This window comes from Streptomyces sp. NPDC058685, from assembly GCF_042714725.1.
GTDB lineage: Bacteria > Actinomycetota > Actinomycetes > Streptomycetales > Streptomycetaceae > Streptomyces.
On the sequence record NZ_JBHXSL010000010.1, the window covers coordinates 210007 to 222337 of the forward strand.

Annotated in this window: 11 protein-coding genes; 9 read left to right on the top strand and 2 right to left on the bottom strand. The window is 68.6% G+C overall.

From position 1 onward, the window contains the following. Positions 1-7 precede the first annotated feature (7 nt). The 6 genes from eccD (at position 8) to ACFWU3_RS12735 (ending at position 7084) form a co-directional block, all read left to right on the top strand. A complete protein-coding gene (eccD, locus tag ACFWU3_RS12710) occupies positions 8-1507 on the top strand; it encodes a type VII secretion integral membrane protein EccD (RefSeq protein WP_384435261.1) in 1500 nt (499 codons plus the stop codon). Positions 1508-1672: 165 nt separating this feature from the next. Then, positions 1673-1963 carry a 30S ribosomal protein S15 gene (rpsO, locus tag ACFWU3_RS12715; RefSeq protein WP_093600212.1) on the top strand — a complete coding sequence of 97 codons (291 nt, stop codon included), beginning with the start codon at positions 1673-1675 and terminating at the stop codon, positions 1961-1963. Positions 1964-2242: 279 nt separating this feature from the next. After that, entirely contained in the window at positions 2243-4462 is a 2220-nt protein-coding gene (locus tag ACFWU3_RS12720; RefSeq protein WP_313943745.1) for a polyribonucleotide nucleotidyltransferase, read from the top strand. Beyond that, complete coding sequence (locus tag ACFWU3_RS12725; RefSeq protein ID WP_384435211.1) at positions 4459-5838, top strand: M16 family metallopeptidase; 1380 nt, start codon at positions 4459-4461, stop codon at positions 5836-5838. The genes ACFWU3_RS12720 and ACFWU3_RS12725 overlap by 4 nt, the downstream gene beginning before the upstream one ends. A 26-nt stretch (positions 5839-5864) precedes the next feature. Further along, positions 5865-6617, top strand: coding sequence for a 4-hydroxy-tetrahydrodipicolinate reductase (dapB, locus tag ACFWU3_RS12730; RefSeq protein WP_384435214.1), 753 nt, complete (start codon positions 5865-5867; stop codon positions 6615-6617). Positions 6618-6631: 14 nt separating this feature from the next. Continuing rightward, positions 6632-7084, top strand: a complete 453-nt coding sequence (locus tag ACFWU3_RS12735; RefSeq protein ID WP_384435218.1) for a hypothetical protein — start codon at positions 6632-6634, stop codon at positions 7082-7084. Between the two features lie 75 nt (positions 7085-7159). Here ACFWU3_RS12735 and ACFWU3_RS12740 read toward each other — a convergent pair whose 3' ends face one another. Further along, on the bottom strand, positions 7160-7714 hold the full coding sequence (locus ACFWU3_RS12740) for a hypothetical protein (protein WP_384435222.1): 555 nt from the start codon (positions 7712-7714) through the stop codon (positions 7160-7162). Between the two features lie 130 nt (positions 7715-7844). Beyond that, positions 7845-8084, bottom strand: a complete 240-nt coding sequence (locus ACFWU3_RS12745; RefSeq protein WP_384435225.1) for a hypothetical protein — start codon at positions 8082-8084, stop codon at positions 7845-7847. A gap of 179 nt (positions 8085-8263) precedes the next feature. On the opposite strand from ACFWU3_RS12745, the gene thyX reads away from it, so the two are divergent. The 3 genes from thyX to ACFWU3_RS12760 all read left to right on the top strand — a co-directional run bounded on the left by thyX (position 8264) and on the right by ACFWU3_RS12760 (position 11919). After that, positions 8264-9004, top strand: coding sequence for an FAD-dependent thymidylate synthase (gene thyX / locus ACFWU3_RS12750; RefSeq protein WP_327679580.1), 741 nt, complete (start codon positions 8264-8266; stop codon positions 9002-9004). A 199-nt stretch (positions 9005-9203) separates the two neighbouring features. Then, positions 9204-10103 carry a 4-hydroxy-tetrahydrodipicolinate synthase gene (gene dapA, locus ACFWU3_RS12755; RefSeq protein ID WP_384435229.1) on the top strand — a complete coding sequence of 300 codons (900 nt, stop codon included), beginning with the start codon at positions 9204-9206 and terminating at the stop codon, positions 10101-10103. A 130-nt stretch (positions 10104-10233) separates the two neighbouring features. Continuing rightward, the gene (locus ACFWU3_RS12760) at positions 10234-11919 is read left to right on the top strand and encodes a ribonuclease J (protein ID WP_384435232.1); all 1686 of its coding nucleotides are present in this window, start codon (positions 10234-10236) and stop codon (positions 11917-11919) included. Positions 11920-12331: the final 412 nt, after the last annotated feature.

The window sequence follows — 12331 nt, forward strand, 5'->3', positions numbered from 1 at the left end:
GGTGACTATGACGGCCCGAGCGGCGGCTGCGGGGACGGGTCATCCGGGTTCCGCGACTCCGTCGAGCAGCGGAACCGGTTTCTGCCGAGTGACGGTCGTCGCGCCGGACGGCCGCGTCGATGTGGCACTGCCCGAGGACATCCCCCTCGCCGACCTCTACCCGGAGATCCTGCGCCTGTCCGGACAGAGCCCCGCGGAGGGCGCCCCGGTCGGTTACCACCTCGTGCGGCGCGACGGCACCGTGCTCGACAGCACCCGCTCCCTCGCCTCCCAGCGCATCCTCGACGGCGAACTGCTGTCCATGCGGCCGTTCTCCGAGTCACTGCCGCCCGCGGTCTTCGACGACGTGTCCGATGCCGTCGCCTCCGCGGTCGCCCGCGACCGCACCCTGTGGAGCGACGGACTGATGCGCGGCGCCGGCCTCTTCGGCGGCTCGGTCCTGCTCGTCCTCGTCGCCTTCGTGCTGTGGACGGCCGACCCCCTGCACGACATGCACGGCCTCGCCGGCATCCTGGCCGCCGTCACCGGCGTCCTGCTGCTCGCGCTCGCCTGCGTACGGGCCCGGGTGTACGACGACCGCGGATCCGCCGTCGCCCTCGGCATCGGCGCGATGGCGAACGCGGCCGTTGCCGGCTCCGGACTGCTGCCCCCGGCCACCGGGGAGGGCATCGGCAAGCTCCAGTTCCTGCTGGCCTGCGCCGCCGTCCTGGTCTTCGCGGTACTCCTGACCATCGTCGCCCCCGCCGGTGACGGCCCCTTCGTCGCGTTCGTCTTCGCCGCGACGGTCGGCGTGCTCGTCACCTTCGTCGCGATCCTGCGCCACCTGGAGCCGGTCGAGAGCGCCGCGGTGTGCGCACCGCTCGCCGTCGGCGCCCTCGCCTTCCTTCCGGGCTTCTCCACCCGCTTCGCGCGGCTGCCCATCGGCTTCGACCCGCCGCGCACGACCATGGGCGAGTACGGCAGCGATCCCGAGCCCGCGGGCCCGGTCGACGCCGAGCGCATCGCCGCCCAGGCCCGCCGCGGCCACGAGCTGATGGTCGGCCTCGTCGGCGGCTGCGCGCTGATCGCCGTCGCCGCCGCCGCCGTCCTCGGCTTCTCCGACAACGTCTGGGGCCAGCTCCTCGCCCTCAGCACCGGCATCGCCATGCTGATGCGCGCCCACCTCTTCCGCTACACGGCGCAGGTCGGCTGCGCGCTCGCCGCCGGCCTCGGCTCCCTGGTACTGCTCGGGCTCGGCCTGTGCCTCAACCCGCCGGCCGGGCTCATGCGCGACGCCCTGCGTGGCGACAGCAGCGCCCTCGACATCCGTACGATCTGGCTGACCGCCGCCGTCGCCGGTGTGGCCGCGCTGATCACCGCCATCGGCCTGATCGTGCCCCGTAAGGGAGTGACCCCCTTCTGGGGCCGCTTCCTGGAGGTCGCCGAGACGTTTGTGCTGCTCACGCTGGTGCCGCTGTGCCTCGCGGTGTTCGATGTGTACCACTCGATCCGGGCGCTGACCTCGTAGCCGAGGCTGGTACGCTGTGTGACGGCCGTTTGTGTACGCCCTTCCCGGAGCCTCGGTGCTCTGGGTGCAGCGCTCATCGGACCTTCGCCTCCGAGTCACGGAAGCTCTCCTGAGAACAAGACCAGGGGCACTCGTGGGCGCATCGAACATCAAGAGGAGTACCGAGTGTCTCTCGACGCCGCTACGAAGAAGCAGATCATGACCGAGTTCGGCACCAAGGAGGGCGACACCGGCTCCCCCGAGGTGCAGGTCGCGATGCTCTCGCGCCGTATCTCGGACCTGACCGAGCACCTCAAGACGCACAAGCACGACCACCACTCCCGTCGTGGTCTGCTCATCCTCGTCGGCCAGCGCCGCCGTCTGCTGCAGTACCTGGCCAAGAAGGACATCCAGCGCTTCCGCGCCCTGGTCGACCGCCTCGGCATCCGCCGCGGTGCGGCCGGCGGTGCCAAGTAAGGACGCCGTGAAGGGAGCGGTTCCCACTCTGAGGGGGCCGCTCCCTTTGCTGTACGTGCGCGACGTACCGGACGCCAATTAGTCTGGTCGCAGAACGCACCACCGAACACGAGCGGGAAGCCGCCTCGCCGCCGCCGGTCCTCGGTAGTGGCTCCCGGAGACACAAGCCCCCGGGTGCTTCGATCGAAGACCGGCCCGCAGAACGAGAGCTTCTCCGCCACCGTCCTCCCGCCACACGGGCGGAAGGACGAAAGACGCAACGTAACGGAGAAAACGCTAGTGGAGAACGAGACCCACTACGCCGAGGCCGTCATTGACAACGGTACTTTCGGCACCCGCACCATCCGCTTCGAGACGGGACGCCTGGCCAAGCAGGCCGCCGGTTCCGCCGTGGCGTACCTGGACGACGACACCATGGTGCTGTCGGCCACCACCGCCTCCAAGAAGCCCAAGGACCAGCTCGACTTCTTCCCCCTGACGGTGGACGTCGAGGAGCGGATGTACGCAGCCGGCAAGATCCCCGGCTCCTTCTTCCGTCGTGAGGGCCGGCCCTCCGAGGACGCGATCCTCACCTGCCGCCTCATCGACCGCCCGCTGCGCCCCTCCTTCAAGAAGGGCCTGCGCAACGAGATCCAGATCGTCGAGACGATCATGGCGCTCAACCCCGACCACCTGTACGACGTGGTCGCGATCAACGCCGCCTCCTGCTCCACGCAGCTGGCCGGCCTGCCCTTCTCCGGCCCGATCGGCGGCACCCGTGTCGCCCTGATCAAGGGCCAGTGGGTCGCGTTCCCGACGCACACCGAGCTCGAGGACGCCGTCTTCGACATGGTCGTCGCCGGTCGCGTCCTCGAGGACGGCGATGTCGCGATCATGATGGTCGAGGCCGAGGCCACCGAGAAGACCATCCAGCTCGTCAAGGACGGCGCCGAGGCTCCCACCGAGGAGATCGTCGCCGCCGGTCTCGAGGCCGCGAAGCCCTTCATCAAGGCGCTCTGCAAGGCCCAGTCCGACCTCGCCGCCAAGGCCGCCAAGCCCGTCGGCGAGTTCCCCGTCTTCCTCGACTACCAGGACGACGTCCTGGAGGCGCTCACCGCCGCGGTCAAGGACGAGCTCGCGCAGGCCCTCACCATCCCGGGCAAGCAGGAGCGCGAGACCGAGCTCGACCGCATCAAGGAGATCGCCGCCGAGAAGCTGCTCCCGCAGTTCGAGGGTCGCGAGAAGGAGATCTCCGGTGCCTACCGCGCGCTGACCAAGAAGCTGGTCCGCGAGCGCGTCATCAAGGACAAGGTCCGCATCGACGGCCGTGGCGTCACGGACATCCGTACGCTCGCCGCCGAGGTCGAGGCCATCCCGCGCGTGCACGGCTCGGCGCTGTTCGAGCGTGGCGAGACCCAGATCCTGGGTGTCACCACCCTCAACATGCTCCGGATGGAGCAGCAGCTGGACACCCTCTCCCCGGTGACCCGCAAGCGCTACATGCACAACTACAACTTCCCGCCCTACTCCGTCGGTGAGACCGGCCGCGTCGGTTCGCCGAAGCGCCGCGAGATCGGCCACGGTGCGCTCGCCGAGCGCGCCATCGTGCCGGTCCTGCCGACGCGCGAGGAGTTCCCCTACGCGATCCGCCAGGTCTCCGAGGCGCTGGGCTCCAACGGCTCGACGTCCATGGGCTCGGTCTGCGCCTCCACCATGTCGCTGCTGAACGCCGGTGTGCCCCTCAAGGCCGCCGTCGCCGGTATCGCCATGGGCCTGATCTCGCAGGAGATCGACGGCGAGACCCACTACGTCGCCCTCACCGACATCCTCGGTGCGGAGGACGCCTACGGCGACATGGACTTCAAGGTCGCCGGTACGAAGACCTTCGTCACCGCGCTCCAGCTCGACACCAAGCTCGACGGCATCCCCGCCTCGGTCCTGGCCGCCGCGCTGAAGCAGGCCCGCGACGCACGCCTCCACATCCTCGATGTGATGAACGAGGCCATCGACGTCCCGGACGAGATGTCCCCGAACGCCCCGCGGATCATCACCGTCAAGATCCCGGTGGACAAGATCGGTGAGGTCATCGGCCCCAAGGGCAAGATGATCAACCAGATCCAGGAGGACACCGGCGCCGACATCACGATCGAGGACGACGGCACCATCTACATCGGTGCCGCCCAGGGCTCGCAGGCCGAGGCCGCCCGCGCCACGATCAACGGCATCGCCAACCCGACCATGCCGGAGGTCGGCGAGCGCTACCTGGGTACGGTCGTCAAGACCACCACCTTCGGTGCGTTCGTGTCCCTGCTCCCGGGCAAGGACGGCCTGCTGCACATCTCGCAGATCCGCAAGCTCGCCGGTGGCAAGCGCGTGGAGAACGTCGAGGACGTGCTCGCGGTCGGCTCCAAGGTCCAGGTCGAGATCGCCGAGATCGACTCCCGCGGCAAGCTCTCCCTCATCCCCGTCATCGAGGGTGAAGAAGAGCCCGAGGCCGAGAAGGACGACGCTGCCAAGTGACGGCTCGTAGTTCCACGACGACGGCCCGCACCTCCTCGGAGGCGCGGGCCGTCGCCCGTACCCAAACGCTTCTCAAGGGCGAGAACGGCATCGGCACGGTCCGCCGCACCACCCTCCCGGGCGGCCTGCGCATCGTCACCGAGTCGCTCCCGTCCGTCCGGTCGGCGACCTTCGGCATCTGGGCACACGTCGGCTCCCGCGACGAGACCCCCGCGCTGAACGGAGCCACCCACTACCTCGAGCACCTCCTGTTCAAGGGCACGCACAAGCGCTCCGCCCTCGACATCTCGTCCGCGATCGACGCGGTCGGCGGCGAGATGAACGCCTTCACGGCGAAGGAGTACACCTGCTACTACGCGCGGGTGCTCGACACCGATCTGCCGCTCGCCATCGACGTGGTCTGCGACATGCTCACCGGTTCGCTGATCCTCCAGGAGGACGTCGACGCCGAGCGCGGTGTCATCCTCGAGGAGATCGCGATGACCGAGGACGACCCGGGCGACTGCGTGCACGACCTGTTCGCGCACACCATGCTCGGCGACACCCCCCTCGGCCGCCCGGTCCTCGGCACGGTCGACACCGTCAACGCGCTGACCGCCGAGCGGGTCCGCCGCTTCTACAAGAAGCACTACGACCCGACCCATCTGGTCGTCGCCGCCGCGGGCAACATCGACCACGCCACCGTCGTACGTCAGGTCCGCCGCGCCTTCGAGAAGGCCGGCGCCCTCACCCGCACGGACGCGGTCCCGCTCGCCCCCCGCGACGGACGCCGCCCCCTGCGCACCGCCGGCAAGGTCGAACTGCTCAACCGCAGGACCGAGCAGGCCCATGTCGTCCTCGGCATGCCGGGCCTCGCCCGCACCGACGAGCGCCGCTGGGCGCTCGGCGTGCTGAACACCGCGCTCGGCGGCGGCATGTCCTCCCGTCTCTTCCAGGAGGTGCGGGAGAAGCGCGGCCTCGCCTACAGCGTGTACTCGTACACCTCGGGCTTCGCCGACTGCGGACTCTTCGGCGTCTACGCGGGCTGCCGTCCCAGCCAGGTCCACGACGTGCTGAAGATCTGCCGGGACGAGCTCGACCGGGTCGCGTCCGAGGGACTGTCGGACGACGAGATCGGCCGCGCCGTCGGCCAGCTCTCCGGTTCCACGGTGCTCGGCCTGGAGGACACCGGCGCGCTGATGAACCGCATCGGCAAGAGCGAGCTGTGCTGGGGCGAGCAGATGTCGGTCGACGAGATGCTCGCCCGGATCGCGGCCGTCACGCCCGACGAGGTGCGCGCGGTGGCCGGCGATGTGCTGGGACAGCGCCCGTCCCTCTCGGTGATCGGCCCGCTCAAGGACAGGCAGGCCGACCGCCTGCACGAAGCTGTCTCCTAGAGTTCCTCACATTAGGGATAGAAACGATGAGCAAGCTGCGCGTGGCCGTCCTCGGTGCCAACGGCCGGATCGGCTCGGAAGCCGTACAGGCCGTCGAGGCCGCCGAGGACATGGAACTGGTCGCCGCACTCGGCCGGAGCGACAAGCTGGAGGCACTGGTCGACGCCGGCGCCCAGGTCGCGGTCGAACTGACCACCCCCACCTCGGTGATGGGCAACCTCGACTTCTGCGTACGCCACGGCATCCACGCGGTCGTCGGCACCACCGGATGGACCGACGAACGCCTCGCGCAGCTCAACACCTCGCTCGCCGCCTCCCCGCAGACCGGCGTGCTCATCGCGCCGAACTTCTCGATCGGCGCAGTGCTCACCATGAAGTTCGCGCAGCAGGCCGCGCGCTACTTCGAGTCCGTCGAGGTCGTCGAGCTCCACCACCCGAACAAGGCCGACGCCCCCTCCGGCACGGCCACCCGCACGGCACAGCTGATCGCGGCGGCCCGCGCCGAGGCCGGCCTCGCGCCGCAGCCCGACGCCACCGTCACCGCGCTGGACGGCGCGCGTGGCGCGGATGTCGACGGCGTCCCGGTGCACGCCGTACGGCTGCGCGGTCTGCTCGCCCATCAGGAGGTCCTGCTGGGCGGCGAGGGCGAGACGCTGACCATCCGGCACGACTCGCTGCACCACAGCAGCTTCATGCCGGGCATCCTGCTGGGCGTCCGCCAGGTCGTGTCCGCACCCGGGCTCACCTTCGGCCTGGAACATTTCCTCGACCTCGGCTGACCCGGAAAGCCCTCATGCGCGCGAAAATCACGTACCTCGTCACGGCTGCCGTCCTCGTTGTCTACTTCGTCCTGGTCGGCAGCCGAGGGGTGATGCTCATCCAGCACGGCACCCTGCTCACCGTCAGCTTCGGTGCGGCCGTGCTGATCCTGCCGGTGATCGGCCTCTGGTTCCTCTGGAAGAACACGCAGTTCGTGACCCGGGCCAACCAGCTCGCGGCCGAACTGGACGCCGAGGGCGGCCTGCCGGTCGACGAACTGGTCCGCACCCCCGGCGGCCGCATCGACCGCGATTCGGCGGACGCCGTCTTCGCCCGGCGCCGCGCGGAGACCGAGGACTCACCGGGCGACTGGCGCTGCTGGTTCCGGCTGGCGGTGGCGTACCACGACGCGCGGGACACTCCGCGCGCCCGCAAGGCGATGCAGCGCGCGATCGCCCTGCACGACGGCCGGCCGGCTCCCACCTAGGGGCTGTCGTTCGGATCGGGCCGAACCCGGCACGATCCGCATGACAGGCCGTGGAACCGGCACCGCCTGGAAGGTTCAGGCCTGGCCGGGCCGGTACTCCGAGCCCCATGCCTCGACGGTGTCCGCGGCCCGGTCGAACGCCTCGACGCGCGCCAGGAAGTCCGCGTTGTGGTCGGTGAGCAGATGCAACGGCTCGCTGCCGGGGCGGGAGAGAACGAGCGCCTGACCCTGCACCGTCCGCGGCAGACCCAGCCAGCGGACCGGCTGCTGCACCGTGCGGACATCGGCCGCCTCGTTCCACGGAACCGTGGTGGTCCCGAAGAAGCCCACCCTGCGCAGCCCGTGCCTGCTGACCCACACACCCACGCGCAGCAGGCGCAGCGCCGCCACGATGAGCACGAGCCCCAGGCCCGCACAGGCGGATGCCCCGGGCAGTGCGCCGGCGAAGGCGATGATCATCGCGGCGAGCAGGACGAACGACGCCAGCAGCAGCAACAGCGCGGCCGCCGCGACCCGCCACGGGCCCGGTCGGTACGGCCGGCGCCACTGGTCGTGGTCGTCGAAAGGCAGCGCGACATCGTCCGCGTTCGTGTCAAATGCGCGGTCCGCCGTCAGGAAGGGCAGGGGCACGACTGATCCTCACTCACCAGCACACTCGATTGGGCTGTGCCCGGTGAGGCTACCGAGCAGGTCACCGGCCGACCACCCCAGGGGGGCCATGGGGGTGCCTTCCCGGCCCGTTCGGGGCCGGAAGGCGAGATCAGCGCCCCTCGGACGCTTCGGACTGCTGTGAATGGGCCGGCGCGGGACCGGAACCGAGGGCGGGAAGCCCGAACAGAAGCGAGCCGACCAGCCCGGCGACGAGGGTAAGCCCGATCAGCGTACGGCCGGTGAGCTCGGAGACGCTCGGACGTTCACGGGGCGGGGGAGTGACGTTACTGCGGAAGCGATCGGCCTCGGCGACGAATGTGAACGGGACGGCTTCTCGCCGGAGGAACATCAGAAAACTCCTTGAGGTCTGGTACCTGGACGCTTCTCCTGGTATAGACGCGAGAAACCACCCGGAGGTGCCATCGTTCGGCAAGTTGCTCCAGAAGACTCACGAGGGCGGAGGTACCCCCGGGAGGCTGCGTCGTTAAAGTGGGCGCCGCCCCCTGAGTACGACCGGAAGGACCCCTGGTGCCCGACACCCCCGCCGAGAGCGCAACTCCGAGCTTCCGCGGTGACGTCACCGTCGAGCTGGTGAAGCACACTGCCGGCGACTCCGACGTGCTGTGGGCCGCCCGCGTCTCCACGGCCGGCGAGCAGTCGCTGGAGGAGCTCCAGAAGGACCCGGAGCGCTCCAAGGGGCTCATCAACTACCTGATGCGGGACCGCCACGGCAGCCCCTTCGAGCACAACTCGATGACCTTCTTCATCAGTGCCCCCATCTTCGTGTTCCGTGAGTTCATGCGGCACCGCGTGGGCTGGTCGTACAACGAGGAGTCCGGCCGCTACCGGGAGCTTCAGCCCGTCTTCTACGTCCCCGGACAGGACCGCAAGCTCGTCCAGCAGGGCCGCCCCGGCAAGTACGTCTTCGTCGACGGCACTCCGGAGCAGCACAAGGTCGTCAGCGAGGCCATGGAGGAGTCCTACCGGCGCTCCTACGAGACCTACCAGGAGATGCTGGCCGAGGGCGTCGCCCGTGAGGTGGCCCGTGCGGTCCTGCCCGTGGGTCTTTTCTCGTCGATGTACGCGACCTGCAACGCACGCTCGCTGATGCACTTCCTCGGCCTGCGCACCCAGCACGAGCTGGCGACCGTTCCGTCCTTCCCGCAGCGGGAGATCGAGATGGTCGGCGAGAAGATGGAGGAGCACTGGGCGCGCCTGATGCCGCTCACCTACGCGGCCTTCAACGCCAACGGTCGCGTGGCTCCCTGAGCCGCCTGCGAGTACATACGTACGCATCCACGGGTGAAGTGTCCGCATTGCGGTGTTTCGTGAAGTTCATCTAGGCTGATCAAACGGACCCGGCACTGCTTGAACCCCCGAGCAGGCAGTGCCGGGCTCCTCATGCCACGTCGTACGTCACGTGCCCCGAGGGGACACACCGTGCTGAGCAGCGAGTAGCGTGTTACCCATGGCTCCGATCTCCACTCCGCAGACCCCCTTCGGCAGGGTCCTCACCGCCATGGTCACGCCGTTCACGGCTGACGGCGCACTTGACCTCGCCGGTGCTCAGCACCTGGCGGCCCACCTGGTGGACGCAGGCAACGACGGCCTGATCATCAACGGCACCACCGGTGAGTCGCCGACCACCAGCGACGCGGAGAAAGACCAGCTCGTACGAGCCGTACTGGAAGCGGTCGGAGACCGGGCCCACGTCGTGGCCGGAGTCGGCACCAACGACACCCGCCACAGCATCGAACTCGCCCACGCGGCCGAACGGGCCGGCGCGCACGGCCTGCTCGCGGTGACGCCGTACTACAACAAGCCCCCGCAGGAGGGCCTGTTGCGTCACTTCGCGGCGATCGCCGACTCGACGGAACTGCCCGTCATGCTCTACGACATCCCAGGCCGCAGCGGTGTCCCCATCGACACGGAAACCCTGGTGCGTCTGTCCGAGCACCCGCGTATCGTCGCCAACAAGGACGCCAAGGGAGACCTCGGCCGCGCCAGCTGGGCCATCGCCCGCAGCGGCCTCGCCTGGTACTCCGGCGACGACATGCTCAACCTCCCGCTGCTCTCGGTCGGCGCCATCGGATTCGTCTCCGTCGTCGGCCATGTCGTCACCCCGGAGCTCCGCGCCCTCGTCGACGCCCATGCCAGCGGTGACGTCCAGAAGGCCACCGAGATCCACCAGCGGCTGCTCCCGGTCTTCACCGGCATGTTCCGCACCCAGGGCGTCATCACCACCAAGGCGGCGCTGACCCTTCAGGGTCTCCCCGCCGGGCCCCTAAGGCTTCCGCTCGTCGAGCTGTCCCCGCAGGAGACCGCCCAGCTCAAGATCGACCTGGCGGCCGGCGGGGTACAGCTCTGACCACCGACTTCACAACTGAATAAGCAGGAAGAACCGGCCATCCGCGGCCGGACAGACAACAGCAAGTGCACGAATGACATGTACGCCACGTGCCCCAGCGGTACGTGGCGTACGTGGTGAGGAGAGTCTTTTGAGTCATCCGCATCCCGAACTCGGCGCCCCGCCGAAGCTCCCGAAGGGCGGCCTGCGCGTCACCCCGCTCGGCGGTCTCGGCGAGATCGGCCGCAACATGACGGTCTTCGAATACGAGGGCCGACTGCTCATCGTCGACTGCGGCGTCCTCTTCCCCGAGGAGGAACAGCCCGGAATCGACCTCATCCTTCCGGACTTCACCACCCTCCGGGACCGTCTCGACGACATCGAAGGCATCGTGCTCACGCACGGCCACGAGGACCACATCGGTGGCGTCCCCTATCTGCTGCGCCTGAAGGCGGACATCCCGCTCATCGGGTCGAAGCTGACCCTCGCCCTGATCGAGGCGAAGCTCCAGGAACACCGCATCCGGCCGTACACGCTGGAAGTGAGCGAAGGCCACCGCGAGCGCATCGGTCCGTTCGACTGCGAGTTCATCGCGGTCAACCACTCCATCCCGGACGCCCTGGCCGTCGCCATCCGCACCCCCGCGGGCATGGCCGTCCACACCGGCGACTTCAAGATGGACCAGCTGCCGCTCGACGGCCGGCTGACCGACCTGCACGCCTTCGCCCGGCTCAGCGAGGAAGGCATCGACCTTCTGCTGTCCGACTCGACGAACGCCGAGGTCCCCGGATTCGTCCCGCCGGAGCGGGACATCTCGAATGTGCTGCGCACGGTCTTCGCGAACGCCCAGAAGCGCATCATCGTCGCGAGCTTCGCCAGCCATGTGCACCGCATCCAGCAGATCCTCGACGCCGCCCACGAGTACGGAAGGCGTGTCGCCTTCGTCGGCCGCTCGATGGTCCGCAACATGGGCATCGCCCGTGACCTCGGCTATCTGAAGGTCCCGCCCGGCCTCGTCGTGGACGTCAAGACGCTCGACGACCTGCCGGACCACGAGATCGTCCTCGTGTGCACGGGCTCGCAGGGCGAACCCATGGCGGCCCTGTCCCGCATGGCCAACCGCGACCACCAGATCCGGATCGTCCAGGGCGACACGGTGATCCTGGCGTCGTCGCTCATCCCGGGCAACGAGAACGCGGTCTACCGCGTGATCAACGGCCTGAGCCGGTGGGGCGCGAACGTCGTCCACAAGGGCAACGCCAAGGTCCATGTCTCGGGCCACGCCTCGGCGGGCGAGCTGCTGTACTTCTACAACATCTGCCGGCCGAAGAACCTGATGCCGGTCCACGGTGAATGGCGCCATCTGCGGGCCAACGCCGAACTCGGCGCCCAGACGGGAGTCCCCAAGGACCGCATCGTCATCGCCGAGGACGGAGTCGTCGTCGACCTCGTCGACGGCAAGGCCAGGATCGTCGGCAAGGTCCAGGCGGGCTATGTGTACGTCGACGGCCTCTCGGTCGGCGATGTCACCGAAGCGTCCCTGAAGGACCGTCGCATCCTCGGGGACGAGGGCATCATCTCCGTCTTCGTCGTGGTCGACTCCACGACGGGCAAGGTCGTCGGCGGTCCGAACCTGCACGCCCGCGGTTCCGGTATCGAGGACTCGGCCTTCAACGCGGTCATCCCGAAGATCGAGGAAGCGATCGCCAAGGCAGGCGCCGACGGCGTCGCCGAACCGCACCAACTCCAGCAGTTGGTACGCCGCACGGTGGGCAAGTGGGTGTCCGACACCTACCGTCGCCGGCCGATGATCCTCCCCGTCGTCGTCGAGGTCTGACCCTCTTCCGACCCTCTGACGTCGCTGTTCTCGGAGCGGAGCCCCCCGATTTGCATCGGGGCGCTCCGCTCCAGTACGTTTACGTCTCCGCCCGCAGGGAACTCGATGTGCTTACGCGCTCGAAGCAGTGACCTGAACGGGAGGGAAATTCCGACTCAGAATCTCTGATAAAGTCGGTGCAGCCGAAAGGCAAAAGGCCACTCCAATCGGCCATCGGATTCAAACTCCACCGGAAACGGAACGGAAAAAGAATCTGGTAGGGTTGGAAACGCAAGACCGAAGGGAAGCGCCCGGAGGAAAGCCCGAGAGGGTGAGTACAAAGGAAGCGTCCGTTCCTTGAGAACTCAACAGCGTGCCAAAAGTCAACGCCAGATATGTTGATACCCCGTCCATCTTCGGATGGCGAGGTTCC

What these genes read in the sequence shown, in the direction of transcription:
- dapB (WP_384435214.1), top strand. Translation starts at nt 5,865, where the DNA reads ATGAGCAAGCTGCGCGTGGCCGTCCTCGGTGCCAACGGCCGGATCGGC.
- ACFWU3_RS12735 (WP_384435218.1), top strand. Translation starts at nt 6,632, where the DNA reads ATGCGCGCGAAAATCACGTACCTCGTCACGGCTGCCGTCCTCGTTGTC.
- eccD (WP_384435261.1), top strand. Translation starts at nt 8, where the DNA reads ATGACGGCCCGAGCGGCGGCTGCGGGGACGGGTCATCCGGGTTCCGCG.
- dapA (WP_384435229.1), top strand. Translation starts at nt 9,204, where the DNA reads ATGGCTCCGATCTCCACTCCGCAGACCCCCTTCGGCAGGGTCCTCACC.
- ACFWU3_RS12745 (WP_384435225.1), bottom strand. Translation starts at nt 8,084, where the DNA reads ATGTTCCTCCGGCGAGAAGCCGTCCCGTTCACATTCGTCGCCGAGGCC.